The 26,528-nt window shown below is 35.2% G+C and carries 26 protein-coding genes; 13 read left to right on the top strand and 13 right to left on the bottom strand.

Annotation, left to right across the window (positions count from 1 at the left end):
- Positions 1 to 33 precede the first annotated feature (33 nt).
- On the top strand, positions 34 to 1,815 hold the full coding sequence (gene argS, locus Q0871_RS08430) for an arginine--tRNA ligase (RefSeq protein ID WP_299321012.1): 1,782 nt from the start codon (positions 34 to 36) through the stop codon (positions 1,813 to 1,815).
- A gap of 2 nt (positions 1,816 to 1,817) precedes the next feature.
- Here argS and Q0871_RS08425 read toward each other — a convergent pair whose 3' ends face one another.
- The 3 genes from Q0871_RS08425 to Q0871_RS08415 all read right to left on the bottom strand — a co-directional run bounded on the left by Q0871_RS08425 (position 1,818) and on the right by Q0871_RS08415 (position 5,881).
- A complete protein-coding gene (locus Q0871_RS08425) occupies positions 1,818 to 4,337 on the bottom strand; it encodes a TonB-dependent receptor plug domain-containing protein (protein ID WP_299321009.1) in 2,520 nt (839 codons plus the stop codon).
- Positions 4,318 to 5,229 carry a FecR family protein gene (locus Q0871_RS08420; RefSeq protein ID WP_299321008.1) on the bottom strand — a complete coding sequence of 304 codons (912 nt, stop codon included), beginning with the start codon at positions 5,227 to 5,229 and terminating at the stop codon, positions 4,318 to 4,320. The genes Q0871_RS08425 and Q0871_RS08420 overlap by 20 nt, the downstream gene beginning before the upstream one ends.
- A 139-nt stretch (positions 5,230 to 5,368) precedes the next feature.
- A complete protein-coding gene (locus tag Q0871_RS08415) occupies positions 5,369 to 5,881 on the bottom strand; it encodes an RNA polymerase sigma factor (RefSeq protein WP_299321005.1) in 513 nt (170 codons plus the stop codon).
- A gap of 106 nt (positions 5,882 to 5,987) precedes the next feature.
- Here Q0871_RS08415 and Q0871_RS08410 point away from each other — a divergent pair, with 106 nt between their 5' ends.
- The 3 genes from Q0871_RS08410 to Q0871_RS08400 all read left to right on the top strand — a co-directional run bounded on the left by Q0871_RS08410 (position 5,988) and on the right by Q0871_RS08400 (position 10,252).
- The gene (locus Q0871_RS08410; protein WP_299321001.1) at positions 5,988 to 7,760 is read left to right on the top strand and encodes a hypothetical protein; all 1,773 of its coding nucleotides are present in this window, start codon (positions 5,988 to 5,990) and stop codon (positions 7,758 to 7,760) included.
- Between the two features lie 236 nt (positions 7,761 to 7,996).
- Positions 7,997 to 9,334, top strand: coding sequence for a signal recognition particle protein (gene ffh, locus Q0871_RS08405; RefSeq protein ID WP_299320999.1), 1,338 nt, complete (start codon positions 7,997 to 7,999; stop codon positions 9,332 to 9,334).
- 33 nt (positions 9,335 to 9,367) lie between these two features.
- The gene (locus Q0871_RS08400) at positions 9,368 to 10,252 is read left to right on the top strand and encodes a bifunctional 5,10-methylenetetrahydrofolate dehydrogenase/5,10-methenyltetrahydrofolate cyclohydrolase (protein WP_073242663.1); all 885 of its coding nucleotides are present in this window, start codon (positions 9,368 to 9,370) and stop codon (positions 10,250 to 10,252) included.
- 52 nt (positions 10,253 to 10,304) lie between these two features.
- On the opposite strand, the gene Q0871_RS08395 is transcribed toward Q0871_RS08400, so the two are convergent.
- A complete protein-coding gene (locus tag Q0871_RS08395; RefSeq protein ID WP_299320994.1) occupies positions 10,305 to 10,451 on the bottom strand; it encodes a hypothetical protein in 147 nt (48 codons plus the stop codon).
- Between the two features lie 115 nt (positions 10,452 to 10,566).
- Between Q0871_RS08395 and Q0871_RS08390 the strand changes: the two genes are divergently transcribed.
- Both Q0871_RS08390 and Q0871_RS08385 read left to right on the top strand, forming a co-directional pair.
- Entirely contained in the window at positions 10,567 to 12,300 is a 1,734-nt protein-coding gene (locus tag Q0871_RS08390; RefSeq protein WP_299320993.1) for an alpha/beta hydrolase-fold protein, read from the top strand.
- Between the two features lie 16 nt (positions 12,301 to 12,316).
- Positions 12,317 to 13,288, top strand: coding sequence for an aldo/keto reductase (locus Q0871_RS08385; protein WP_299320992.1), 972 nt, complete (start codon positions 12,317 to 12,319; stop codon positions 13,286 to 13,288).
- Between the two features lie 4 nt (positions 13,289 to 13,292).
- Here the strand turns inward: Q0871_RS08385 and Q0871_RS08380 are convergent, their stop codons facing one another.
- The 6 genes from Q0871_RS08380 to Q0871_RS08355 form a co-directional block, all read right to left on the bottom strand.
- A complete protein-coding gene (locus Q0871_RS08380; RefSeq protein WP_299320991.1) occupies positions 13,293 to 14,123 on the bottom strand; it encodes a transporter substrate-binding domain-containing protein in 831 nt (276 codons plus the stop codon).
- Positions 14,124 to 14,132: 9 nt separating this feature from the next.
- Positions 14,133 to 14,558, bottom strand: coding sequence for a VOC family protein (locus Q0871_RS08375; RefSeq protein WP_299320990.1), 426 nt, complete (start codon positions 14,556 to 14,558; stop codon positions 14,133 to 14,135).
- Between the two features lie 2 nt (positions 14,559 to 14,560).
- Complete coding sequence (locus Q0871_RS08370; protein WP_299320989.1) at positions 14,561 to 14,812, bottom strand: Rho termination factor N-terminal domain-containing protein; 252 nt, start codon at positions 14,810 to 14,812, stop codon at positions 14,561 to 14,563.
- 57 nt (positions 14,813 to 14,869) lie between these two features.
- Entirely contained in the window at positions 14,870 to 15,709 is an 840-nt protein-coding gene (locus Q0871_RS08365; protein WP_299320986.1) for an alpha/beta hydrolase, read from the bottom strand.
- Positions 15,710 to 15,774: 65 nt separating this feature from the next.
- Complete coding sequence (locus tag Q0871_RS08360; protein WP_299320983.1) at positions 15,775 to 16,329, bottom strand: hypothetical protein; 555 nt, start codon at positions 16,327 to 16,329, stop codon at positions 15,775 to 15,777.
- A 3-nt stretch (positions 16,330 to 16,332) separates the two neighbouring features.
- Positions 16,333 to 17,838, bottom strand: a complete 1,506-nt coding sequence (locus Q0871_RS08355) for a helicase HerA-like domain-containing protein (protein WP_299320980.1) — start codon at positions 17,836 to 17,838, stop codon at positions 16,333 to 16,335.
- A gap of 171 nt (positions 17,839 to 18,009) precedes the next feature.
- On the opposite strand from Q0871_RS08355, the gene Q0871_RS08350 reads away from it, so the two are divergent.
- Positions 18,010 to 18,642, top strand: a complete 633-nt coding sequence (locus Q0871_RS08350; protein ID WP_299320978.1) for a 7-carboxy-7-deazaguanine synthase QueE — start codon at positions 18,010 to 18,012, stop codon at positions 18,640 to 18,642.
- Positions 18,643 to 18,658: 16 nt separating this feature from the next.
- Here the strand turns inward: Q0871_RS08350 and Q0871_RS08345 are convergent, their stop codons facing one another.
- Both Q0871_RS08345 and Q0871_RS08340 read right to left on the bottom strand, forming a co-directional pair.
- The gene (locus Q0871_RS08345; RefSeq protein ID WP_299320975.1) at positions 18,659 to 19,561 is read right to left on the bottom strand and encodes a hypothetical protein; all 903 of its coding nucleotides are present in this window, start codon (positions 19,559 to 19,561) and stop codon (positions 18,659 to 18,661) included.
- A gap of 45 nt (positions 19,562 to 19,606) precedes the next feature.
- Positions 19,607 to 20,320: a bifunctional 2-polyprenyl-6-hydroxyphenol methylase/3-demethylubiquinol 3-O-methyltransferase UbiG gene (locus tag Q0871_RS08340; RefSeq protein WP_299320972.1), complete on the bottom strand. Its 714-nt coding sequence runs from the start codon at positions 20,318 to 20,320 to the stop codon at positions 19,607 to 19,609.
- 75 nt (positions 20,321 to 20,395) lie between these two features.
- On the opposite strand from Q0871_RS08340, the gene Q0871_RS08335 reads away from it, so the two are divergent.
- The 6 genes from Q0871_RS08335 to Q0871_RS08310 all read left to right on the top strand — a co-directional run bounded on the left by Q0871_RS08335 (position 20,396) and on the right by Q0871_RS08310 (position 25,303).
- A complete protein-coding gene (locus Q0871_RS08335; RefSeq protein WP_299320969.1) occupies positions 20,396 to 20,887 on the top strand; it encodes a YkgJ family cysteine cluster protein in 492 nt (163 codons plus the stop codon).
- A gap of 25 nt (positions 20,888 to 20,912) precedes the next feature.
- Entirely contained in the window at positions 20,913 to 21,638 is a 726-nt protein-coding gene (locus tag Q0871_RS08330) for a tRNA-uridine aminocarboxypropyltransferase (protein WP_299320966.1), read from the top strand.
- 198 nt (positions 21,639 to 21,836) lie between these two features.
- Positions 21,837 to 22,355 (top strand): hypothetical protein, encoded by a 519-nt coding sequence (locus tag Q0871_RS08325; RefSeq protein WP_299320964.1) that lies wholly within the window; start codon positions 21,837 to 21,839, stop codon positions 22,353 to 22,355.
- A gap of 42 nt (positions 22,356 to 22,397) precedes the next feature.
- The gene (locus Q0871_RS08320; protein ID WP_299320961.1) at positions 22,398 to 23,564 is read left to right on the top strand and encodes a serine hydrolase; all 1,167 of its coding nucleotides are present in this window, start codon (positions 22,398 to 22,400) and stop codon (positions 23,562 to 23,564) included.
- Between the two features lie 26 nt (positions 23,565 to 23,590).
- A complete protein-coding gene (locus Q0871_RS08315) occupies positions 23,591 to 24,142 on the top strand; it encodes an ASCH domain-containing protein (RefSeq protein ID WP_299320958.1) in 552 nt (183 codons plus the stop codon).
- 306 nt (positions 24,143 to 24,448) lie between these two features.
- Positions 24,449 to 25,303, top strand: coding sequence for a sterol desaturase family protein (locus tag Q0871_RS08310; protein WP_299320955.1), 855 nt, complete (start codon positions 24,449 to 24,451; stop codon positions 25,301 to 25,303).
- Here Q0871_RS08310 and Q0871_RS08305 read toward each other — a convergent pair.
- Positions 25,292 to 26,527, bottom strand: a complete 1,236-nt coding sequence (locus Q0871_RS08305) for a DUF1343 domain-containing protein (protein ID WP_299321276.1) — start codon at positions 26,525 to 26,527, stop codon at positions 25,292 to 25,294. The genes Q0871_RS08310 and Q0871_RS08305 overlap by 12 nt on opposite strands.
- Between the last annotated feature and the right edge of the window lies 1 nt (position 26,528).

Below are 26,528 nucleotides of genomic sequence, written 5' to 3'. Positions count from 1 at the left end.
TGATTAGTTTTGCAGCCTTAATTAAACGTTTTGGTGAATATTCAAGAGGTACTATCAGATAAAGTAAAAGAAGCGGTTAAATCTATTTTTGACAAAGAATTGCCAAATGTAGAATTTCAACCTACCCGTAAAGATTTTGAAGGCGATATCACGATTGTGGTTTTCCCGATGTTGCGCGTGGTAAAGGGTAATCCGGTTCAAATTGGTGAGCAAATTGGGGCTTATTTAGAAGAACATGTAGACGCCGTTGCAGGCTTTAATGTGATTAAAGGCTTTTTAAATATTGTTATCAATGATGGTTTCTATTTAGATTTTTTCAATTCAATTTCTTCAGTGGAGAATTTCGGATTTGTAAAGGAGTCTGATGATGCCGTAATGGTAGAATATTCTTCTCCTAATACCAATAAGCCATTGCACTTAGGTCATATTCGTAATAACTTATTAGGATATTCCGTTGCTGAAATTTTAAAGGCATCAGGTAAAAAAGTGTACAAGACCCAGATTATTAATGACCGCGGAATCCATATTTGCAAGAGTATGGTGGCTTGGCAGAAATTCGGAAACGGAGAAACGCCAGAATCTACAGGTTTAAAAGGCGATAAGTTAGTTGGTAATTATTACGTTGCTTTTGATAAAGCGTATAAAGAACAAATAGCAACATTAGTAGCTGAAGGTACCGATCAGAAAATTGCAGAAAAAGAAGCGCCGATTTTATTAGAAGCAAAAGATATGCTTTTAAAATGGGAAGCTGGTGATGCCGATACCGTTGAACTTTGGAAAACCATGAACGGATGGGTTTACAAAGGTTTCGAAGTGACTTATAAAAATTTAGGTGTTGATTTTGATAACCTATACTATGAAAGTGATACCTACCTTTTAGGTAAAGATGTTGTTGCAGAGGGATTAAAAAAAGGAGTTTTCTTTAAAAAAGAAGATGGTAGTGTTTGGATCGATTTAACCGAAGACGGATTAGATGAGAAAATTGTTCTTCGTTCAGATGGTACTGCGGTTTATATGACCCAAGATATTGGTACTGCTATACAACGTGTAAAAGACCACCCAGATGTAAATGGTATGGTGTACACTGTTGGTAACGAACAAGATTATCACTTTAAAGTATTATTCTTAATACTACAAAAACTCGGATTCTCTTGGTCTAACAAATTACACCACCTAAGTTATGGTATGGTTGATTTACCTAGTGGAAAAATGAAGAGTAGAGAAGGTACTGTTGTTGATGCTGATGATCTTATGGCGGATATGACCCAAACTGCCGCTACAATTTCTGAAGAATTAGGTAAGCTTGAAGATTATAATGAGGAAGAAAAGCAATCGTTGTATAAGATGATTGGCTTAGGTGCTTTAAAATACTACATATTAAAAGTAGATCCTAAAAAACGAATCTTATTTGACCCTGAAGAGTCGGTAGATTTTCAAGGTAACACAGGTCCGTTTATTCAATATACTTACGCACGTATTCAGTCTATCTTGAGAAAGGCAGAAAGCATGGGTATCGATATTTCTAAGGATGCCAAGGTTACAGAATTGCACCCGAAAGAAAAGGAGCTGATTAAACAACTTCAAATCTTCCCAGATATCATTCAATTAGCTGCGGAGAATTATAGTCCGGCATTGATTGCCAATTATACGTATGATTTGGTGAAGGAATTTAATTCGTTCTATCAGCAAGTTTCGATACTTGGCGAGTCTGACGATGAGAAGAAAGTATTACGTGTTCAGTTATCTAAGAAAGTAGCAGAGGTAATACAAGATGCATTAAAATTATTGGGTGTTGAAGTGCCTGAGCGCATGTAATTCTAAAAACTGATTCGTATGCTTGCATTGGGCGTAATACCTAATGATAAGCGCTCAATAGTTTCAATGGTAGTATCGTCTAGCAGCCTGTAATAGGTGTTTAAGGTATTTTGCCTGTTCGTAAAATTTAATACGGATACGCCAAAAATAACATTCATTTTATCGCTCATTTTTAAGGTGTAATTTGCAGATGCGTTTGCCCTAAAATATTCGGGTAGTCTGCTGCTATTAGGTTCTTCGTAATTTATTTCGGTTGGGAAAACGGTTTCATTAATAGGGTCGTTCTCATTAGGTTGCGTAAAGGGTTTTCCTGATTTGTAATTTAAGCCGATACCTAATTTAAGATTACCGATGGTATAGTTGCCTGCAAGAGTGATGGCATGTCTAACATCTAAATTATTAGGAAAAGTAGACGGTTCCAAAACATCAAATGTATAATCGTTTTTATTGAAGGTGTAGCTAAGCCATGCGCTATAGTCGTTATTCTTCGTATTAATTAAGAATTCGGCTCCTTTAACTGCGTATGAGCCAATCTCACCATTAAATTGATTCTGATTTTGGAAACCTTGAGTATAAACATTAATACCATTTACTTCTTTGTAAAAAGCATCTATACCCACATATAGTTTGTTTGTATCATAATTAAAACCAATAGAGCCTTGTTTACTTTTTGTAATGGGCAAGGCGTCACCGTCAGAAAGAATCCATCTTCTTTTTTCTATACCTAGAAAGTTCTGTTCTAAATCTATAATCTGATTGGTGACCTGACTTTTAAATTCACCTAATACTTCGGTTTTAAAATTTGGTAACAGCTCATAACTAACATTAATGCGAGGTTCAAAGATGTATTCTTGAAACGTATCCAAGTTTTCGATATAATTCAACCTTCCGCCAATGAACCCATTCAATTTCTCATCTTCTGAGCTATAGGAAATTTCACTGAATACTCCGTGTTTACGAATTACGCCTTTTATATTACTTGCAAATGGTGGCTGGTTAACGTTGGTAGTATTTTCAATTCCTGTTTCGGTAAATTCATAACCGTTCATCCAATTTATATGCTCACCTAATTTGTAATAGGTAGTGAGTTTTATGTTCGATTCTTTTACTAGATTATTTTGTTCTAACTGCTGCGCATCATTGTTTGATATGGATAGGGCATCTAGGTAGTACTGCGTGTAATAGACACTTAGTTGAGATGAAAAATAATCTGTCCATTCGCTTTGTAATTCACCCCCAACAGAAAAATTATCCTGATTCAGATTACTCCTGTTTGGGGCAATGGTGTCATTAACTGTTTCAATATAATTTAGGTTATTGCTCATGTTAATTAAACTCACGCTTACTTTCTGATGCGCATTAATTTCGGAAATAAAATTAGCAGTGAAATCATAGAAATAGAAATCACTTTCGCTATTTACTTCTGTATCTTGAAATGCTTTTTCTGAAAATTTAGTGTACGTTGGTGTGTTTAAGAAATCGGTATATGATCGGCGGGCAGAAACTTGTAATGCCATGTTATCTTGAATAGGAATTACTCCGTAAACATCTCCTGAAATTAAATTGAATCCAGCTCCGCCGCTAAAATTTAAAGGTAATTCTTCCGTAGTTCGCATACTCAATGTTCCACTAACACCACCACTATAGAGGGCAGAAGTACCGTTTTTTATGATTGCTACTTTTTCGGTGACATAGGGGTTGAATGCTGATATCAATCCGAAAAAATGTCCGGTTTGATACATTTTTATTCCGTCCCAAAGAATGAGGTTTTGATCATTTGTACCACCTCTAATATTAATATCCGAAACGGTTTCATCAACACTTTTAATACCAGGTAAGGCCTGTACAGTCTGTAGAATATCTGGTTCGCTAACTCCAGGTAAGATTCCGAATTCTGAGGGATTCAATTCGATACTAGTATTATTAAGTTTCTTTAGTCCCGTAGTTAGAAATTGGGTAACAACGACTTCTTCTAATTCTTGATAGCTGAGCGCCATGGCAATCGCTTTACATTCGGTAGTTTTTATAAGCTCTTTTGCCTCAATGAAAATGGGTTTGTAACCAAGGTGTTTTATATGCACCAATGAATTAACGGGTACGTTTTCAAAGCTGAAAGAACCATTATCAGCTGTAATGCCAGATAAGTTAGATTCATAGATTTCAATTGTGGCACCTGGTATATTGTTTTCTTCAAAATTGTCTAGCACAAATCCACAGATTGAAATGGTCGATGTTTTGGTTAAGGTGTAGTAGCGATCGCTTAATTTGTTGATGGTAATTCCGGTTTCATCTTGTAGACCATTTAGAATATCTTCAAGAAAACTGGATGTTGGTTTTGTAATGTAAACCGATTCCACATCGGTATCTGCATAAGAGAATTTTACATCAAATTTAGATTCTAGTTTAGATAAGAAATCGCGAAGTGATGTACTATCTTTAGTTGCGGTTTGGGCATAACTAGCCCCACTGAAAATCAGTAAGAAAATTAAGGTGATAAGCGTATTAAGGTGCTTCTTCAGCATAGAACAGCACTTTATTCCCATCTAAGTTAAACTTAATTTGTAAAGGAACGCTAATGCTCTTTAAGGCAAGGTCTAGGTTTTTATTACTAAAGGATCCCGTAAAAAGTTGAGCAGTATCAATATCTTTAGCGCTGACTTCAACATTAAATTGTCGTTGTAACTCATCCAAAACATAGTGTAGCGGAATACTTTTAAATGAACTCTCTTTAGATAACCAAGAAGGTTTGCCATCTACGTTAGCTTTAGATATGGTACTTTTTCCATTCATTGCAAGCAATGAATTCCCTGCAGGTAATTTAGTTTCTTTCCCGTTGATAGTTACACTTACTAAGCCTTCAAAACAGGTGACTTCAAAATAGTCTTCTCTGGTTTCTACATTGAACTGAGTTCCTAGTACAGTAACTAGCCCTTCAGAAGTTTCAACGGTGAATTTTTTTCCTTTGGCTACTTTAAAATACGCTTCACCTTTAAGGTCTACATTTCTATTAGCATCCCATTTTTTCTCATTGAAGGCTAATTGAGATTCAGCATTCAATATAACTTCAGAGGCATCTGGTAAAGTGATTGATTTGTTCTCAGCGTAATCTGTCGTAAAAGACTCGTTTAGTGTACTTAAGTAAAAGAATGAACCGGCAAGCAATACAGCAATTACTGCGGCCACGCGAAGAAACTTTTTAAATGGAGATAATATAAATACTTTGGTTTCTTCTACAGTCTTTGTTTGATCAATAGATTGCCATGCTTTATCCATATCAAATTCAGGAGATTCTAACCGAGCGGAAGAATCCTTAATTTTCTGATATGTATCATAAGCTTCCGACTTCTTGAACTCCGCCAACTCGGCTTCGGTCAATTCATCATTAAGCCATTTTGCTAAGTAATTGTCTTGCATATTTTTAGCTTTGTATTAGTATAACAACTAAGTATTAGAATACCCTACTTTTTTATTTCTATTGAGTTATTGGTGATTAGTATTAAGTACTTGTGTTGTTTAATTGAAATGTAAAAAGTTCTTTCACTAACTAACTAACTTATATTCCATCAATTTGTTCTCGTAAACTTTTTAATGCTAAATGCATCCTTTTTTCGATTGCTTTGACACTTACACCTTCCATTTTGGCTATCTCGGCATATTTTTTTCCGTCTATCCTATTTAATAAAAAAGTAGTGCGTTGATTTTCTGGAAGACCGTTTAATGCATTATCCAATTTTTCTTTGAATTGATTTTCCTCCATAATAAACTCTGGAGATTCATTGGTGGTCTTTAAGGTAGTATCGGCATATTTTAACCGTACTTTTTCTGCCTTAATAACATTAAGATAAAGATTGTTCGCTACCGTGTATAAATATGATTTTGCTTTTTCTGGTGCAACCTTGGCGCAATTCTCCCATAGCTTTACAAATGCTTCTTGTACGGCATCGTTCGCTTTCTCTTCATTGCCAAATTTGTAATAAATATAATTGAAGATGGTTTTAGACGTTTCGTTAAAAACCCTTTTGTAAACCTGCTCTTCGCACACATTTAATTGTTGGTCTGCTTTCAATAGATTGCTTTTTATCAAAGATATTTGAAAAAAAATTAAAAAGGAGGTAGGGTATTTTTAAAGTCGGTTGTTTTAGAAACATAATAACAAACAATACCAAGTCATTATGAAAAAATATTTCAAATATGCAATGTACGTTAGCCTACTAACAATTGCATTAAGCTTTACTGCTTGTCAAGATGAGATAGAAGAAATTAATAATGGTGAAGAACCAACTGCAATTACAGCAAATTCTTCTACCGCAGATTTAATTCAACGCACCAGTTCTAACGATGGTTCTTGCGATAATATCGTTGATGGTACAAGTTGTTATGAAATCAATTTTCCATACACGGTTGAAGTAAATGGAATAACACTTACTATCGATTCTGAAGAAGATATTGAACAAATAGAAGCCATTTTTGATAGTGTTGAGGATGATGAAAATCTTCTAGATATCATTTTCCCTATTACCATAACTGCAGGTGATTTCTCTGAAATTACAATTAATGGTTTTGACGAGTTACGTTCATTAGCAGCAGATTGTAAAGAAGGCGGTGAAGATGATGATATAGAATGTATAGATTTTGTTTACCCAATGACTCTATTTACATTCAATGTAAATCTAGAGCAGACTAGTACTGTTGAGGTTACAAGTGATCGCGAGTTGCGTTTGTTCTTTAAAGATTTAGGTGATGATAATTTAATAAGTTTTGATTTTCCTGTGACTTTAAAATTATCAGACGAAACCACCATTGTAGTAGAGAGTAATGAAGAATTAGCAATTGCGATTGAAAATGCAAAAGACGATTGCGATGAAGATGACGACGATGATTACAACGATGATGATTTTGACCAAGATGAGTTAAATGAAGAATTAATAGAGTGTGTGTGGTTCGTAACAGAGTTTAAAAGAAACGATATTGACCAGACGCCGCAATACGTAAATTACATTTTAAACTTTAAAGAAGATGGTACGGTAAGTACTGGGTTTAACGGTGCAACTGTAGTTGAAGGTACTTGGACAACAACCGTTGGAGATGATGGTGCAAAACTTACGATGGAATTCGAGAATTCTACCGATTTTAACCTAGAGTGGGATGTCTACGACTTAGGAGATGATAAAATTAAATTGTACAGTGGCGATAGTAATCGAGTTGTTATGAAGCAATTCTGCGATGAAGACTTAGAAGAAGTGACTATTGAAAGTATCACTGAAACCTTAAGTGATTGCTCTTGGATTGTTAAAAGAGTGAAAAATAACGGAGACCAGATCAATAGATTATTAGGTAGCGATTTTGAATTTCAAGTAGATGGTATTGTAACTCTAACTAATGATGCAACTGTTTCTGAAGGTACTTGGGTTGTTACCACAAATACACAAGGTAGATTGGTAGTTGCTATTACCATGGATGATGAACCAGCGGTAAGTTTCGATTGGTTGTTGACGGATTTTGAAGAAGGAATCGTAAAATTTAATGTAGAAGAGGAATTCTATGAATTGGTGATCGTTAAAAATTGTATCGTCGATAACGATGCAGAAGAAGAAGATATCACTTTCATAAAAAGCATATTCAACAATACGGAATGGGATGTGGCTTACTTCGCAGAAAATGATGATGAGTCTACTGTACTTTTTGCAGATGTAAAATTGTACTTGGAAAATGACGGCACTTTAGAAGTTAGAAATTTAGAAGGAGAAGTCTATAGCAATGGCACGTGGTTTGTGTATAGAAATACATTTAGCGGTAAGTTAGAAATGATTATTTCTTTTGAAACAGATAGTAATTATGAGCCTTTGGCAAACGATTATCAAATTCTAGAGATAGATGAAACAAGAATTGAGCTTAAACATGAAAATGATACTGGTTTATATGACCATTTAGTTTTAGAAAGATAGTAAGAGAAAAACATCCAGAAATATACCGTCAACAGTAAAGAGTTGGGCCTCGTTGGCGGTATTGATGGAGGTTTTGAACTTGCAGCTTATGAAAATGTAATACCTTTTTTGCCCCACAACTAAGTTTAGAGCATCCATTTTATAATGGGTGCTCTTTTGTTTTGTTTATTTTATGGTACTTGCTACTGAATTTACGCTGATATTATTAAATTTGTAACCCCTTAAAAAAGAAAAGAATGTTCGATAATTTAAGCGATAAGCTAGATAAGGCTTTACATGTACTAAAAGGACATGGTCAGATTACAGAAATTAATGTTGCAGAGACTACCAAAGAAGTACGCCGAGCCTTATTGGATGCGGATGTTAACTTTAAAATAGCCAAAGAATTTACCAATAGGGTAAAAGAAAAGGCATTGGGGCAAGATGTATTGACCACGTTACAACCTGGTCAGCTAATGGTCAAGATTGTAAAAGATGAATTAACTCAATTAATGGGTGGTGAATCTGAAGGTATTAATCTATCTGGCAATCCGTCTATTATTTTAATGTCAGGTTTGCAGGGTTCTGGTAAGACTACCTTTTCTGGTAAGCTTGCAAATTTCCTAAAAACAAAAAAATCTAAAAAACCATTATTGGTTGCTTGTGATGTTTATCGTCCGGCGGCAATAGATCAGTTGCACGTAGTAGGTGAGCAAATTGATGTTTCTGTATATTCAGATAGAGAAAATACAGATCCGGTTTCTATTGCTCAAGCAGGTATTGCGAAGGCAAAGGCAGAAGGTTTTAATGTTGTTATAATTGATACCGCTGGTCGTTTAGCTGTAGATGAGAAAATGATGGCAGAGATATCTGACATTCATAAAGCAATACAGCCTCAAGAAACATTGTTCGTTGTAGATTCTATGACGGGTCAAGATGCTGTAAATACGGCAAAAGCCTTTAACGATATCTTAAATTTTGACGGTGTTATCCTAACCAAATTAGATGGTGATACTCGTGGTGGTGCCGCTATATCTATTAAGTCGGTTGTTGATAAGCCAATTAAATTTATTGGTACTGGTGAAAAGATGGAAGCTATTGATGTTTTCTATCCATCACGTATGGCAGATCGTATCTTGGGTATGGGTGATGTTATTTCACTTGTAGAAAGAGCGCAAGAACAGTTTGATGAAGAGGAAGCTAGAAAGATTCAAAAGAAGATTGCCAAGAATAAATTCGGATTCGATGATTTCCTGAGCCAAATTCAGCAAATTAAGAAAATGGGTAATATGAAAGACCTTATGGGGATGATTCCTGGTGCAGGAAAAGCCTTAAAAGGTTTAGATATTGATGATGATGCCTTTAAGCATATTGAAGCTATTATTTATTCAATGACACCAGAAGAACGTTCTACACCTTCTAAATTAAATGCTAGTAGAAAAAAACGTATTGCAAAAGGTGCAGGTAGAGAAGTTCAAGAAATCAATCAGCTTTTAAAGCAATTTGATCAAATGAGCAAGATGATGAAAATGATGCAAGGCGGCGGCGGTAAGAAGATGATGCAGATGATGGGCGCCATGAAAGGAATGAAATAACAACCAAACAACACAACTTAAAAAGAAGCGGATATGGAATTATTGGATGGTAAAAAAGTATCCAACGAAATAAAAGAGGAGATCAAGGCCGAGGTTGCCAAGATGAAAGAACGTGGTGAAAAAGTACCACACTTGGCAGCAATTATTGTTGGTAGTGATGGCGCTAGTTTAACCTATGTAGGTAGTAAAGTTCGTTCTTGCGAGCGTATAGGTTTTGAATCTACTTTAATTCAAATGCCGAGTACTACCTCTGAACAAGAGTTATTGAACAAGATTAAAGAATTGAACGTTGATGATGACATCGATGGCTTTATTGTTCAACTACCGTTACCAGAACAAATAGATACCCAAAAGGTAATTATGGCCGTAGATCCAGATAAGGATGTTGACGGATTTCATCCTACCAATTTCGGTAAAATGGCTTTGGATATGAGTACGTTCATACCTGCTACTCCGTTCGGTATTCTTGAATTATTAGAACGCTACAAGGTAGATACAAAAGGTAAACATACCGTAGTTATTGGTCGTAGTCATATTGTAGGTAGACCAATGAGTATTTTAATGGGTAGAAAAGGATGGCCAGGTAACTCTACCGTAACCCTTACTCATAGTCATACAAAAAACATTACACAAATTATTTCGCAGGCAGATATTGTTATTTCTGCATTAGGGGTACCTAAATTTTTAAAAGCAGAAATGGTGAAAGATGATGCTGTTGTAATTGATGTGGGTATTACTAGAGTACCAGACGAAACTAAAGAAAAAGGATATTATATTACGGGTGATGTTGACTTTGAAAATGTAAGTAAAAAAGCATCATTCATTACTCCCGTACCTGGAGGCGTTGGTCCTATGACGATTGCAATGCTATTGAAAAATACATTGTTGGCTCGTGAGAGACATAGAAGTAGAAACTAATTTCCGTAGAAATTTATAAAATGAGCCTTGCAATATAATTGTGAGGCTTTTTTTATGCCGGTAATTTCTTGATTTCTACTCCTGTTTCGGTAGTATCATTTGGTACTAGAATGTCTATGTCATTACTGTCATCATAATCACAACTTGCTAGTACGGTTATTGAAAGTCCTATTAATAAAGTGAATAGTAGTTTTTTCATAATAAATGATTTATGCTGTCAAATAAATGGGACATGAATATAAAACGTTGAAATTATAGTCTTGGTATTTGATGTGAATTTAGAATGCTGTACCTTTTGTGAAACATTTATCCTTATGAGAAAAATTCTTTTGGTACTAGTGGTCGTTGCTTTTGTAATAGGATGTACGGAACCTCCTAAATTAGAGCATAAATTTTCAATAAAGGTTAGTTATTCTGCTGAGGTAGATTCTTTGGCTAAAGATGGTCGTTTGCTGCTCATGCTTTCTACAGATGATAGTAGTGAACCTCGGTTTCAGATTAATGACGGACTCAATACACAATTGATATTCGGTGTGAATGTGGAGAATTGGGCTAAGGATTCAGTTATAACTTTTGATGAGACTGTTTTTGGGTATCCGTACGAAAGCTTAAAAGATGTTCCGCCGGGTGAGTATAATGTACAGGCGCTTTTGAACGTATATGAAACTTTTAATTTGTCTACAGGGCATACGGTAAAGTTGCCGATGGATAATGGAGAGGGACAACAATGGAATAAATCTCCTGGTAACTTATATAGCAAACCATTTAAAATTAGAGTTGCCGGTAACGGATTTGAAAATGTGTCGGTCGATTTAGATCAGGTGATTGCACCAATTGAAGAACCAGAAGATACTAAGTGGATTAAGCATGTAAAAGTGAAGTCAGAAAAGCTTTCTGAGTTTTGGGGACGTGATATTTTCTTAGGAGCGCATGTATTGCTGCCAAAAGGATTTGAAGAACATCCAGAAGCGAAGTATCCGCTGATGGTTTTTCACGGACATTTTCCTTCAGATTTTGGCGGATTCAGAACTACGCCTCCAGATCCTAAAATGAAACCAGAGTATTCTGAACGATTTAGTTTAGAAGGCTATAATGTTATTCAACAACAAGAAGCTTACGATTTTTATAAACGTTGGAACGAGCCAGATTTTCCAAGATTTATAGTGTTGCAAATTCAACATCCTACACCATATTATGATGATTCTTATGCGGTGAATTCTGCAAGTCAAGGTCCGTATGGTGATGCCATTACCTATGAATTGATTCCGGAAATAGAAAAACAATTTAGAGGAATGGGAGAGGGGTGGTCTCGTTTTCTATATGGTGGTTCTACCGGTGGTTGGGAAGCTTTGGCGGTTCAGGTAAAATACCCAGATGAATATAACGGTTGTTTTGCGGCATGCCCAGACCCCATAGATTTTAGAGCATATACTTTAACGAATATATATGAAGATGAAAATGCCTACTTCTATAAGAGTGCACATAAAACTTTAGAAGTACCATCGCATAGAAATTACTTAGGTCAAATTCAATCTACCTTAAAACAAGGAAATCACTTAGAATTAGTATTGGGAGATAAGTCAAGATCAGGTCAACAATGGGATATTTGGGAGGCTACCTATTCGCCACAAGGGGAAGATGGGTACCCAGAAAGAATTTGGGATAAAAAGACAGGTGATATCGACCACGGGGTTGCTGAATACTGGAAAGAGAATTTCGATTTAAGACATATTCTAGAACGAGATTGGGATAAATTAGGTGATAATCTAAAAGGTAAAATTCATATCTATTGTGGAGATATGGATAACTACTACCTCAACAATGCTGTATACCTAATGGAAGATTTCTTGGAAAGTACTACAGATCCTTATTATGAGGGAGAGGTAAAATATGGAGATAGAGACGAACATTGTTGGAACGGGGATCCAGACCAACCAAATGCTATTACGCGATTAAGATATAATACGATGTACGTGCCTAAGATTATGGAGCGTATAGAGAAAAGTGCACCCAAAGGAGCTGATTTGACAAGTTGGAGGTATAAATAAGACACAAGGTTTAAACATGAAATACAGAAGATTCGGTCGTACAGATTGGCAAGTAAGTGAAGTAGGATACGGAATGTGGGGAATGGCCGGTTGGACGGCAAGTGATGATGTCCAATCTGCAAAATCATTAGACTTGGCAGTTGAAAACGGAGTTAATTTCTTTGATACCGCTTGGGGTTACGGAGAAGGTCATAGTGAGGAGTTGCTTGGGGAGTTGGTAAAGAGACATCCTTCTAAGAAAATATATACAGCAAGTAAAATTCCACCAAAAAACTTCCAATGGCCAGCAAAACCTGAATATGCTTTTGAGGATTCTTATCCTACAGAACATATTATGGAATACACCCATAAGACTTTAAAGAATTTAGGGCTGGAGCAAATTGATCTTATGCAATTTCATACCTGGGATGATGTTTGGAGCGAAAGAGAAGAATGGCAACGTGCTATTGAAGATTTAAAGACTTCAGGTAAAGTAGCTGCAATGGGTATTAGTATGAATCGTTGGGAGCCAGAAAATGGAATAAAAGCTTTAAAAACAGGATTGCTAGATGCTGTACAAGTCATTTACAACATATTCGATCAAGCACCAATAGATAACTTGTTTCCGCTCTGTAAAGAGCTAGACATAGCAACCATTGCACGTGTACCTTTTGATGAAGGAACATTGACCGGTACTATGACCAAAGAAACCACTTTCCCTGAAGGCGATTGGCGCGGAACATATTTTGTTCCCGAGAATTTAATTTCTTCTGTTGAGCATGCAGATGCTTTACGGCCTTTGATACCTGAAGGTATGACCATGGCAGAAATGGCATTGCGTTTTATTCTAATGAATGATAATGTTGGTACAACTATACCTGGTATGCGTAAACAAAGCAATGTATTGGCGAATACTGCAACTAGTGATGGTATTCTACTGTCGGAAGATTTATATAATGAATTAAAAAAGCATCGTTGGGATAGAGTGCCGACTTCTTGGTCGCAGTAGATAGTTAATTTAAGTTGATAATTTCTTTCTTTAACAATTTAAAAACAACGCTATCCTTTTGTTGAGATAATAGCCAATTATCAATTACGGTCTTAAAAACAGCATCTTTTTCAATCAAATATCCAAAATCGAAAGAATTGAAAGGTTGGTTGGGGTTAACTGCCTCCAGTTCTTTGTGAATTTGTTCTTGCATAAGCGTTTCTACTGCATCGGTTACCATAACATCAGCTTCACCGTCCACTAATTTTTGAAAAATATCTAAATTGTTATCGTTGAGTATGAGCCTAGACTTTGGGAAATTTGCTCTAGCAAAAGCTTCATTGGTGCCGCCAGGATTAAAAATAACTCTTACGTTTTGTTTATTGATTTTTTCAATGCTATTATAATTAAGTGAGTTTTCATCTCTTGTAATAGCTGCCTTTCCACTAGATAAAACGGGTATACTAAAAAATGCCTTTGTCTGTCGTTCTGGAGTAATGGTTATACCACTCATTCCAATATCAAATTTACCATTCCTTAAATCTTCCATTAATGTTGGCCAGCTAGTCTCAATAAATGCTACTTCTACGTCAAGAGATTTAGCTAAAGTCTTAGCCATTTCTATGTCTAAGCCTGCATAGATTTTATTGGAATCGATTTTATAAGAAAAAGGCATAAAATCTCCCGTAGTACCAACTCTAAGAGTGTCTCTATCCTTAATAGTTTTTAATGTAGAGATTTTACTATCAGTGAATGAATCAGAATGTTTTACAATCTTTGGTCCACAACTTATGGTTAACGAAGTTGTAATCAATAAAAGAAAACTATTTAATAAGTAATTATAGGTCTTTAACATTTGTAAAGTCTATTTCGCAAACAACTGCCCCATATCTTTGAAAGCTTTAAACTCTAAAGCATTACCTGCTGGGTCATAGAAAAACATGGTAGCTTGTTCGCCAACTTTACCTGCAAAACGAACATATGGTTCAATGACGAACTTTACACCTTTTGATTTCAGCTCCTCTGAAAAGCTTTGAAATACATCCCAAGGTAAAACTACTCCGTAATGTGGTACGGGAACATCATGACCATCTACAGGATTATGGTGAACGCTTTCTGTCTCAGATTTAGGTTTGTAATGGATCACTAATTGATGTCCGAATAAATTGAAATCTACCCAGTGGTCACTACTACGACCTTCTTCGCAATTTAAAATATCTCTATAAAAAGTTCTGCATTCCGCTAAGTTATGAACGGGAATGGCAATGTGGAAAGGTGTTACGTTTTGCATAATCAGTTATTTCTTAAGGCTGAAATTAACTCTTTTTTGCTCATTTTGGAACGTCCGTCAATACCAATTTCTTTAGCTTGGTCATAAAGCTCTTTTTTAGTTCTTTCTTCATAGGTAGAAGCTTTACCGCCTTTCTTTCCCGCATCTTTAGTATTTGCAATACGTGCAGCTTTTTCTTTACTGTATCCTTTGTCTACTAAAGCTTGGTATTGTTCTTCGTTTTGTATTTGAGGTATGTTGTTTGATTTTGCCATTTTTATTTTAAATTTAAATAAAAAGTGACTTTTGGGTGTGCTGTATACAATAGGAAATTATCCTTCTAAGAAAGAAACAATCTTTTCGTTTACCCCATCTTGGTGCATAGAATGGCCTAAACCTTCAGTGCTTACAAATTCACTTCCTTTCCAATGTTTATGTACATCAACAGAGGCGTGGTACGGAGCTATCATATCAAACCTGTCATGAAAAAGTAATCCTTTTTTCTGGTTAGTTTTAACAAATTTGGAACTAGAAAATTCCTCTACTGTAAATTGGAATTCGTTGTACACTAAGTTTTTCAATGCTTTTAAGACTTTACCATTAAATCCTAGTAAGTTTTTGTAGTGCGTAAGTATTTCATGAAACTCTGATGGAGAACCAATGGTAACTATTTTTTCTATGGTTTTGTTTGGGTGTAAAGACTCATTATATAAAACAGTCATACCTCCCATAGAATGTCCTATGACTGTTGTTGGTTTGTATTTATTTAATACCTGCTGTACGGTTTCTGCATAAAGCGGTACATGTAACATGTTGCCCGAAGAATACCCGTGTGCGGGCGCATCAAAAGCAATGATATTGAAATCTGCTTTTTGTAATCTTTCTATGAGTTTATGCCAACGCCAGGTATTGCTTTCCCAACCGTGTACTAGTAAAACGGTTGCTTTGCTTCCCAGCCAATTGTATACTTGAATTTCATTTTCATCTAATGATAACACCTCTAGCTTAGCTTGGTCTAAAAATGATTTTTGATTTGGAAGTACGCGACCTTTTCTAACCTTTGTAAATACTAAAAATGCCTTGTAGGCAGCTTTCTTTGGAGAAAACCAAACAATCATATTAAAGTAGAATCCTATTAATTTAGGTATTAGCTTTTGAAGGAATACTGGCACCTGATAAAATTTTGAAATGTATAAAAATTATCCGAAGGATATCAAATTTTAGGGTTTTAAGAATATCAATCCCAACCGACCATCATGTATTTTACTTTTGCAGTATCTGGTATTTGCACCTCTTCAATAGTGCTGTTGGCATTATATCGCAGGCTTTCAGGTAATTCTTTTTTGTCTATGGTGAAATATAGATCACTATCCTTCAGTAAAACAACCACATTATTAATAGCGCTTATGATTTTTTTAATCGGGTAGTTTTCTCGTATTTCTTTGAAGGTACTTATTTTAGAAATGCCCTTATCTGTTACGAAGCGTTCATCATTGACCAGTACATTTTGTATGGTAGCAATGCTATCGTTATTTGGTGTTAAGGTCAATAATAAAGCCCCGCCTTTTTCGTAAATTTTTATTTTACTGGCACCATTACCGAAATTTAGCTTCACAGTATCTTGTACTACCGAGTCTTTTTCAAAAATTAATTCAATATCACGTGCTAAGCTTTGCTTTGATAATCTACCAACTTGATCACCAGATATTTGAAAATCTGTATTCTTCTCATCTGTGCAATTTATTAGTAAACCACAGCAGAAAATTAATAAAAGGGTATATCTAAACTTCATATGCTATCTCATCACTTTTTTTAATACTCCAAGTACACCTCTAATAAAAGTAGCACTTGTTAATACTTTGATCACCGGGTTTTGTCTTGTGCTTGTTCTACTAGATGTTTTTCTAGCAGCCGGTTTGTTCTTTTCTTTTTCCGCCAATTTCTCTGCTTTCTCAATCTTTTCGTTCAAGATTTCATAAGCACTTTCTCGATCAATTACTTCACCATATTTTTTTACTAGTGAAGATCTATCGTTTACCTCTTTTAATTCTTTATCGGTCAAGACATCCATACGGCTCATAGGTGCGCGTAGTAATGTAGCCGCAAGTGGCGTAGGTCTACCTTTTTCATCTAATGCAGATATCAAAGCTTCACCAATACCCAATGAGGTAAGTACTTCTTTGGTATCGTAAAACTCAGATTCTGGGTAGTTTTCTGCCGTCAATTTAATTGCTTTTCTATCTCTAGCGGTAAATGCCCGTAATGCATGTTGCACTTTTAACCCTAATTGCGACAATACATCATTTGGTACATCTGTTGGGTTTTGGGTTACAAAATACAAACCAATACCTTTTGAACGTATCAGTTTAACAATACTTTCTATTTGATCCAACAATGCTTTTGAAGCTTCCTTAAAAATAAGATGTGCTTCGTCTATAAAAAGAATCAATTCTGGTTTATCACTATCGCCCTGTTCTGGGAAAGTATCATATATTTCTGCCAATAAACTCAACATAAATGTAGAGAATAACTTAGGTCTGTCTTGAATATCTGTTAGGCGTAGAATATTAATATAGCCTCTACCTTGCTCATCGATACGAGTTAGGTCATTTACATCGAAAGACTTTTCACCGAAAAACAATTCAGCACCTTGTTGCTCTAACTCAATAATTTTTCTAAGAATGGTACCGGTAGAACTTGTAGAAATACGACCGTATTCTTTTGTGAATTCTGCCTTGCCGGCTCCTGTTGCATATTGCAATACTTTTTTGAAATCTTTTAAATCTAGCAATGGCATTTTTTGGTCATCGCAGTATTTGAATATTACGGCAACAATACCCGATTGCGTTTCAGAGAGGTCAAGTATACGTGATAATAATACTGGTCCGAATTCAGAAACCGTGGCTCTCAACTTTACACCATCTTGTTCAGATAATGAAAGTATTTCTACAGGAAAGCTACTTGCTTCAAAAGGGAAACCGATTTTAGCATGACGTTCATCAATTTTAGCGTGACCAGGACTAGGTTGTGCCAATCCGCTTAAATCTCCTTTTAAATCCATCAACATTACAGGAATACCTTTTTCAGATAAATTCTCTGCAAGCACTTGTAATGTTTTTGTTTTACCAGTACCCGTAGCACCTGCAATAAGCCCGTGCCTGTTTAAAGTTTTTAACGGAATTTTTACGAATGCATTAGTAACAGCTTCACCATTTAGCATAGCTGCGCCCATATTAATGTAATCGCCTTTCGTAGCATATCCCTTTTCTATATGCTCAAAAAAATCTTCGGTACCGGTCATTTTATATATTTTCGATAAAAATAGGGGATTTTTAACCAAACCTAAAGACATGTGCAGCCTTAAATATCACGACTTTTTAACATTTAATGTACGAACAGTACGTGCCTGAGTACAGAATTTACCGATGCGTAGTTCTAATAGAATTTGTCAACTAAAACGTATCTTTGCCGAATGAAAAATGAGGAGGTACTTGAGAAAGTGAATAAAGGGGTGTATTTACCCTTAATGGAAGAGTTTTATACTATACAGGGTGAAGGCTTTCATAAAGGAACTGCAGCTTACTTTATTCGTGTTGGAGGGTGTGATGTTGGTTGCCATTGGTGTGATGTAAAAGAAAGTTGGAATGCAGAAACGCATCCGCCTACTGCCATTGAACAAATTGTTGATAATGCCGCAAAGTATTCTGATACTATTGTTATTACTGGCGGAGAACCTTTAATGTGGGATATGAACCCGATCACAAATGCATTAAAGGATAAAGGTCTTAAAACTCATATAGAAACTTCTGGTGCCTACACACTTTCTGGGGAATGGGATTGGATCTGTCTTTCACCAAAAAAAAATAAATTACCTGAAGGTCGTATTTACGATGAAGCTCATGAGCTTAAAGTTATAGTGTATAACAAGCACGATTTAATTTTTGCCGAAGAGCAAGCCGCGAAAACAAATGCGAATTGTATTTTATACCTGCAACCAGAATGGAGTGTTAGTGATAAGGTTGTACCTATGATCGTTGACTATGTAATGAAAAATCCGAAATGGAAAGTGTCATTGCAAACGCATAAGTATTTAAATATTCCTTAAAATATTCTATACCGAATTAACGCCCTCCGTTAGCTTGAATATCCAATAAACATTCAGCATCTAAAGGTACCGTGTTTGTAGTTTTAGCGGTATTCTGTTGTAGCAGACTTAAAACGGTTGTACCAGATAATCTACAGCCAGATTTTACGCCGTCTTCATATTGTGCAAGAGTACTTGATTGTAAAGATTTACCTGTTGAACCACCAAATTGTAATTCTGCGCGCATAAGGCAAACAGGTTGGTTGCAATGATTGTCACCTACTAGCTGACCATCTTCATTTTCAGATTCAGACTCATGATCATTTACCATATCGGTACCTAAATTTACTAAGCCAAATAAGTGTCCAAATTCATGGTTTAAGGTAGTAGTTTCTACATCTGCTTCACTAATAGAAGAACTTAAACTTGCTAAATCTCTTACGGTAGCTTCATGTATAACCATAGAAGTATTGCGGTAAACAGCACCTAAGGTTACAAGACCACCTTCTAAATCATCACCTTCTGCTGGTGCATCTGCAAAGTAAATATAGATAGCCAATGTGCTGCCGGTATTAAAGGCTGTTCTGTTAGAGGTTTCTAAATCTGCAATTTCTTGTAAGGTAAGTTCGTCTTCTGAAGGACTAGATAATTCGTTGAATACTAACTCGATATCTTCTTTAAATGTATGTTCTTGTAGATATTCAGTAAAATCTGCCATAGCGGCTTCAGTTGGTTTAAAACCGGTAACGTATGCTATTTCAATTAGAAGTTTGTCATAGGTTTCGTTAGAAAGAATGTCTTTTGCAGAATCTCCTGTTCCCAGTAGGTTGGCGGCCTTGTCAACTTTTGCTTCTGAGCTATCATTATCAGAAGAACTTTTAGAGCAAGAAATAGCAAATGCTACAATGCTAATTAGCAATAAACTTTTGAACTTATTCATATAATCGTTTTGTACAAATAGGATAACGAAAAAAAAGGGTCGCTATTACTTCATATGTGTCAATCTTGCTAAATAGTCGTAATGTTCACCTTCCATTACAAGTTCACATGTTAAATTACTGTAGTTAGCTGCTCTTTGTAAGGTATTGTAGTCTACATATAACCATGGGAACAGTTCACTTTTTTCATTCTTATATTCCATGCTAAAGCTTACCTCACCATAATAGTTAACGTTATCGGGGATCCAATACCCGCCATCCTCATCATCTTCGAACATGTAAATAATATCGCTGGAGTCCAGAAGTATTTGTCCGCCATCTTTTAAGAGTGATTTTAATTTGGTGAAGAATTGTTCCAATCCGTCTAGAGTGCCTGCCAACCCTACGCCGTTCATTAAGATTAAAATAGTATCGAATTTTTCACCTTCGTAATTAAGTAGTTCATTATGTGCAATGTTTTTTAGTCCGCGTATAGCACTAACTTCAGTAGCACCTTTAGAGGCATCTAGACCAGTAACGGAAAACCCTTTTTCTTGTAAATAAAGACTATGGCTACCTGCGCCGCAACCAACATCCAAAACTTCGCCTTTGCATAATTGCAAAGCCTTTTGCTCTAGTTCTGGCATATCTTTGAAGCTCCTGAACATATAGGGTAGTGGCAAAATATCTTCTTCTTGCAGAGATGAATGTGTGGTGATATCTTCGGTATAGTTTCCGTTTTGATAATCTAAAAGTGCCGTTCCTAAAATGTCCTTGTTCAAAATTCTTGTATTTCTAGTTACAAAAGTCTCGCTTTTTGGTACTACTTCGCTAGTTTTGAAGAATTAATTTCAGACATGGAAGAGGTTTTACGGGATTTGCCTAAAAAGGCACAAGAAAAACATAACGAGAATAAGAAATTCTTTGTGAAGCTAAGAAAGAAGCCTCCAAAGAATCTTGACTATATAATGCAAGACCTTCATGAGGCGGAATTTGAACGTACCGATTGCCTTACCTGTGCCAATTGTTGTAAAACGACAGGACCGCTTTTTACCAATGCAGATGTGGAGCGTATTGCAAAGTCGTTTCGAATGAAACCCCAGAAATTCATTGAAACCTATTTACGGGTCGATGAGGAGAACGATTTTGTGTTACAAGAAACGCCTTGTACTTTTTTAGGTGCAGATAATTACTGTTCTATCTATGATGTACGCCCAAAAGCATGTCGTGAATTTCCGCATACAGATAGAAAAAAGTTTCAGCAAATAAGTCATCTTACCCTTAAAAATGTAGCTATTTGCCCAGCTGCTTTTAATATTGTGGAGGAGATGAAGAAGTTGATGAAGTAATTAGAAAAATAAAGAGAATTTTATATTGCAAGTCAAAATAAAAAATCCAAGAGTAAAATGTTACAAATGCATGAGACCTTCAACTACTTGTATTTGTGAGCATATTAATACCATTGAGACTAAAACGCGTTTCATTATTTTAATGCACCCAAAAGAGTATAAAAAAGAAAGGAACGGTACAGGGTGTATGACGAATCTTCAACTTGAAAATTCAGAGATTATAGTTGGCGTTGACCTTACAGACAATGAGCGTGTTAATGAAATATTGAATAATGGGAATACTAATTCTTTCTTATTATATCCTGGTAGAGAAAGTTTTAATTTGTCCCAGAGAAATGGTTCTGAAATGCATCGTTTTTTAGGTAAAGGCGCTAATATCTTTATTCTAGATGGTACCTGGCCCTGTGCACGTAAAATGCTTAAGCTAAGTAAGAATTTGCAAAAATTGAAAAGAGTAAGTTTTGATAATAGTATAGCATCTAAGTTTATTATTAAGCAGCAGCCAGAAGCACTTTGTCTTAGTACGATTGAATCTGTCTATACAGTTTTGAATTTACTTAATAAGGGTGAGGTAGAACATTGCAATACGACGGACTTCCTAGTCCCGTTTGAAAAGATGATTGAACATCAACTCGACTATATTCTAAACCCAAATAATAAAAACTATTCTTCAGCTACGAACAAAGAGATTATCTCGAAGACGAAGTATAAGACGAATACAGAGAGAAATGTTGTTTTTGAGTTGGAGTAGGTGCTTTTTGAAAACTGTTAATCTTTTCGCAAACTTCTTCTTACTTCTTTTGTAGTCCTTTTTTATTTGGTTTATTCGTTGTCAGCAAATTATACAATTATAATAATTGCTTGATCAAATCAAATTCTAGTGATAAAGTTTTCAATATATTTAAGTTGTTTATTTATAAGTTCCGGTGTTCTTGGTCAAAATGATAGTTTGCAAAATTCAAGTAAACGAAATTCCATATTAGTTTCATGGGAAAGCCTAAGTTTACAAGTTGGGGTGCCTTCAGAAACTGGTGGAGGAATATCTTATTCAAGAGACTTTTTTACGAAAGGGAAACATAATTTTGCTTTGCAAACAACAGCAAACTTCATTTATGATCCGAATACTAGAATAATCTACTTTTTTGGGTTAGGCGCGCTTTACCGATATGAAGTTTCTGAACGTTCTAGTTTAGGCTTGAATATTGCCGGAAATTACGTTCATACACATTTGTCTTATGAGCGTTTCGAGTATAGTAGTAATGGGGAAATAGTAAATCAAGGGTCTGATTTACATAGCTTCGCTCCATCAATAGGTATGAGTTACAGTTATGATATTTTTAAGTTGAAATCGTCAACGTTTGGTGTCCTTCTCGGGACTAGGTTAGTTGGTCTTGATCATGGTAGGTATACTAATTTTTTTGAAGCTGGTAAACTCAATATTTCGTTCGGTATTTTTTATAAATTTTAAAAATAAATGTTAGTTAGATAAACACTTAAAATTATTTTTTAAATGAAAAAGTCATCAAATTATATTTTAATATGTGTTTTGTTGCTATTGCTTTCGGCTTGTATAAAAGACAATATCAGTATCCCTGCAGATTTAACAAATAATCCTCAATCTTCTGTTATAGATATTAGCGTAAACGACATATTTAATAATCATAAAGATAATATTAATACTGTTGGATTGTCCATAGGTATTTTAAAAGGCGGAGAAACATATTTTTACGGTTATGGAGAAACTAAAAAGGGGACTAATATAGTACCTGACGAGAATAGTATTTTTGAAATTGGCTCTATTACTAAAACTTTTACTTCAATAATTGCAACAGAAATGCTTTTAAACAACAATTTGGATATTGAAACAAATATAAAAGCTTATTTACCTAACAATCTGCCTACACTTAATAGAAATGGAATTGAAGTGAATTTCAAACACCTTCTTAGCCATACTGCCGGTTTTCCTTTTATGCCATCAAATTTTAGGGCTAAACCTTATAGTGATGCCTCAAAAGCTTGGGAAGAGTATGATGATAGACTTCTTTTTTCTTTTTTGGACAACCTTCATTTAAGTTCAGTTCCTTTTTCAAAAATGCAATATTCTAATGCTGGTATGGCTGTGGTTGGGGCTGCTATTGAAAAAAACTATAACCAAGATTATAGAAATGTTCTTCAAAATCGACTTTTGACACCTTTAAATTTAAATAATACTTCAGCTTATTTTGAGCGATTAGATGAGAAAAAATGGTCTGCCGGTTATTCTTTTAATGGTAAGGAAACTGATTATTTCAAGTCTCTTAATGCCTTAAATTCTGCTGGTGTTATTAAGTCGACGACCAAAGACTTATTGACTTATGCTTCTGCTAATATCAATATACCTGAAACGGTTCTAGGAAATGCCATAAAACTTTCACACGAAGTTCAATTTAAAGAATACGAAGAAAATAATTACTATAAAATTAGGAGTTGTTCTGGGTGGTTCGAATATGTAAATAATAATTTTCCAAGTGAAAAATTTATATGGCATAATGGGGCAACTGGTGGTTACAACTCTGAGATGTTTATAAGTTTAGATCATGAAAGTGCACTAGTTTTATTGTACAACAAAAGAACTTTAGATAGTAGTAATAGAGAATTATTTGTAGCAGAAATGCTGCAATTACTTTTAAATTACTAAGCTTATAGATTAATTAATGATTCATTATGAAACACTTACCCATATTTCTAATTTTAATATTTATTAGCTGTAAGAACGACGCAAAGAAAGAAGTAGTAACAGAAAATGGCATTAATTTTTCTGTATATAAAATGTGGGACGATTACATAGAATCTAACCCTCAAGCTAATAAAGAAGAATTACCAGAATCTTGGTTTTTTCATGATAATAAAGAAGATGCCGATAAATTGGCGGAGTTGACCGCAAACGGAAAAAAGACCGCTACAACTTCAGGATTATATAAATGGTATGTTGAAGCAGAAGCTGATTTGCCACAAATTGGTACAAATCATATTATAACAGATTTTGATGGTAAAGCACAAGCTATCATTCAAATAATAAAGGTTGATACGATACCTTTCAATCAACTGTCAGAATCTTTAGCGGCTTTAGATATGGGAACAGAAATAGATCCTCTTCAAAAATGGAGAAAAGCGCACTGGGATTATTTTCAAAATGTAATGGTTGAAAACGGAGAAAAACCTACAAAAGATATGCTCATCGTGTTTGAAACATTTAAAACAGTTTGGAAGAATTAATTCTACTTTAGAAAGTCAAGAATTAGAGAATAATATTAAAACAATCGAAATCAGATCAATATCTTATTGGCTGAAAATTAGCGTTTATCTGCCCATAATCTGTGATTTTTAGAAAATGCTTAAGCCTTGTATGTTTGAAATGAGATTTTTAAAAGTGCGACTATAAGTTATAAAATCTATAAAAGTTTATTATATTGGGTGGTTAGTTACGAATTTGTCATAATTTATATTGTTAATTAAGAATTTAATAATTAAGTGATTAAAATGTTTATTTGTGACACATAACTTAAACTACTCCCTCATTTCATGGAACAGATTATAACATATTTTGAATCGATCCCTGCAGCGCACAGATCACTTATTTTAGTTGGCGGAATCACATTTTTCTGGATACTAGAAGGTATTGTACCCTTATTTCATGGAAGCTATAACAAGTGGAAACATTCGCTGCCTAATTTCTTTTTTACATTGACCACTATAGTTATCAATTTTCCACTAGCATTTTTATTGTTAAAAACTTCTGATTGGGCAGTCGCCAATGATTTCGGTATCATTAATTGGTTACCAGAAATGCCATTATGGGCATATGTGTTTTTAGGTGTGGCGTTGTTAGATTTAATTGGAGCTTACACGGCTCATTTAGTAGAGCATAAAGTAAAACCATTGTGGATGGTGCATTTGGTGCATCATACGGATCATAATGTAGATACGACTACTGCGAACAGACATCATCCTTTAGAAAGCATCATTCGCTATATATTTACCTTAGTAGGTGTTTTTGTAGTTGGTGCACCGGTGGGTATTATTATGCTGTACCAAAGTCTTTCTGTAGTATTGTCTCAATTTAACCATGCAAATATTAAACTACCAAAGGGTGTAGACAAAGCTTTAAGTTATGTGCTTATTTCACCAGATATGCATAAAGTACATCACCATTACGTGTTGCCTTATACAGATAGTAATTACGGGAATATATTCTCGTGGTGGGATCGTCTATTTGGTACCTATATGCATTTAGATAGAGAGAAAATCATCTACGGTGTAGACACATTCCCCGACGAAGTTGAGAACGCAAAAATAAGCTCGTTGCTGAAATATCCTTTTGTAGGGTATAGAAAACCAACGACTGATATTGCTGGCGAACAACCTTTAGTAAAGTAGATACTTTGCTCTAATTTTTTTGAACTTTTCAATGTCATCTTGCCAAGTTGCTTTTATTTCGGCATTGGTAGCTCCGGCTTCAATTTGCTTTTGTAGTCTGTTGTTACCTGCATGTTTGGTGAATCCGCTAGTGATAAAGAATTTACTTTTGTCGACCGTATTAGTATAGGCGTCAATAATGTAATCCATCGTTACCTCATTCATACGCTCAGATTTAGATAAGTCTTTACCGTAGCATAATTTCCCTTCTTCTTTTGGGTATTTAGAGCCGAAATTTGGCTCAGGAGTAAAGGTGAAATCATACACTTTTGAATCTAAAAATGAAGCTCCGTAGCGCTGAAACTGAAACTCCGTTCCACGACCGGCATTAATGTTGGTACCTTCGAACATGCCTAAACTAGGGTATAGCGTAATAGAAGTGTCATTTGGTAAATTAGGAGAAGGTCGAATTGGTAAACTGTAAAACATATCATGTGTCCAGTTTTCTAAAGGGATTACGGTTAAGTCCGCTTTTTTATCGCCTTCCAACCACTTTTCATTATTGATCATATTAGCATATTCACCGATGGTCATTCCGTACACTAACGGAATTTCAGTCATCCCTAGAAAAGAGGTGTTTGCAGCTTCCATGGTTGGTCCGTCTACATAATGACCGTTTGGATTAGGGCGGTCCAAAACTAAAATAGGAATTCCTTTTTCCGCACAAGCTTCCATCACCAATTGCATTGTTGATATATAGGTATAAAACCGAACGCCTACATCTTGTATGTCAAATACAACTAAATCTAAACCTTCTAATTGCTCTTGACTTGGTTTTCTGTTTTTACCGTGTAATGATATTAAATCCAGTCCTGTTTTAATGTCTTTACTATTGTTTACGTGTTCACCTGCATCAAAATTCCCTCTAAATCCGTGTTCTGGGGCAAATACGTGTTTAATATCTATATCTAAAGAAAGCAGACTGTCTACCAAATGTGTATGCCCGTCAGATTTAAAAATAACGCTGGTCTGGTTAGCGACAATAGCTATTTTTTTTCCTTTTAAAAGCGGTACATATACCTCTGTACGGTTGGCGGCGACCACAATTTCTTTTGCTTCTTGTTCTATTAGGGGTTCATTGGTTGGTGATGTGGTAATGGCTTGCTCTTTGGTTTCGTTTCCGCAGGTAGCCAATACCAAAAACCATAATAAAACTGTACTTTTGAAATTGGATAAAAATAACATC

Source organism: uncultured Maribacter sp. (assembly GCF_947500985.1).
GTDB lineage: Bacteria > Bacteroidota > Bacteroidia > Flavobacteriales > Flavobacteriaceae > Maribacter.
The sequence above is the reverse complement of the archived record's forward strand: the minus strand, read 5'-3'. Positions and strand labels throughout refer to the sequence as shown.

Bases quoted from the DNA above. Each gene is read 5' to 3' on its own strand.
- Q0871_RS08410 (WP_299321001.1), top strand. From the start codon at position 5,988: ATGAAAAAATATTTCAAATATGCAATGTACGTTAGCCTACTAACAATT.
- Q0871_RS08360 (WP_299320983.1), bottom strand. From the start codon at position 16,329: ATGAAGTTTAGATATACCCTTTTATTAATTTTCTGCTGTGGTTTACTA.
- Q0871_RS08380 (WP_299320991.1), bottom strand. From the start codon at position 14,123: ATGTTAAAGACCTATAATTACTTATTAAATAGTTTTCTTTTATTGATT.
- Q0871_RS08345 (WP_299320975.1), bottom strand. From the start codon at position 19,561: ATGAATAAGTTCAAAAGTTTATTGCTAATTAGCATTGTAGCATTTGCT.
- Q0871_RS08350 (WP_299320978.1), top strand. From the start codon at position 18,010: ATGAAAAATGAGGAGGTACTTGAGAAAGTGAATAAAGGGGTGTATTTA.
- Q0871_RS08310 (WP_299320955.1), top strand. From the start codon at position 24,449: ATGGAACAGATTATAACATATTTTGAATCGATCCCTGCAGCGCACAGA.
- Q0871_RS08315 (WP_299320958.1), top strand. From the start codon at position 23,591: ATGAAACACTTACCCATATTTCTAATTTTAATATTTATTAGCTGTAAG.
- Q0871_RS08375 (WP_299320990.1), bottom strand. From the start codon at position 14,558: ATGCAAAACGTAACACCTTTCCACATTGCCATTCCCGTTCATAACTTA.
- ffh (WP_299320999.1), top strand. From the start codon at position 7,997: ATGTTCGATAATTTAAGCGATAAGCTAGATAAGGCTTTACATGTACTA.
- Q0871_RS08400 (WP_073242663.1), top strand. From the start codon at position 9,368: ATGGAATTATTGGATGGTAAAAAAGTATCCAACGAAATAAAAGAGGAG.
- Q0871_RS08320 (WP_299320961.1), top strand. From the start codon at position 22,398: ATGAAAAAGTCATCAAATTATATTTTAATATGTGTTTTGTTGCTATTG.
- Q0871_RS08395 (WP_299320994.1), bottom strand. From the start codon at position 10,451: ATGAAAAAACTACTATTCACTTTATTAATAGGACTTTCAATAACCGTA.
- Q0871_RS08420 (WP_299321008.1), bottom strand. From the start codon at position 5,229: ATGCAAGACAATTACTTAGCAAAATGGCTTAATGATGAATTGACCGAA.
- Q0871_RS08335 (WP_299320969.1), top strand. From the start codon at position 20,396: ATGGAAGAGGTTTTACGGGATTTGCCTAAAAAGGCACAAGAAAAACAT.
- Q0871_RS08390 (WP_299320993.1), top strand. From the start codon at position 10,567: ATGAGAAAAATTCTTTTGGTACTAGTGGTCGTTGCTTTTGTAATAGGA.
- Q0871_RS08355 (WP_299320980.1), bottom strand. From the start codon at position 17,838: ATGACCGGTACCGAAGATTTTTTTGAGCATATAGAAAAGGGATATGCT.
- Q0871_RS08305 (WP_299321276.1), bottom strand. From the start codon at position 26,527: ATGTTATTTTTATCCAATTTCAAAAGTACAGTTTTATTATGGTTTTTG.
- Q0871_RS08370 (WP_299320989.1), bottom strand. From the start codon at position 14,812: ATGGCAAAATCAAACAACATACCTCAAATACAAAACGAAGAACAATAC.
- Q0871_RS08385 (WP_299320992.1), top strand. From the start codon at position 12,317: ATGAAATACAGAAGATTCGGTCGTACAGATTGGCAAGTAAGTGAAGTA.
- Q0871_RS08425 (WP_299321009.1), bottom strand. From the start codon at position 4,337: ATGCTGAAGAAGCACCTTAATACGCTTATCACCTTAATTTTCTTACTG.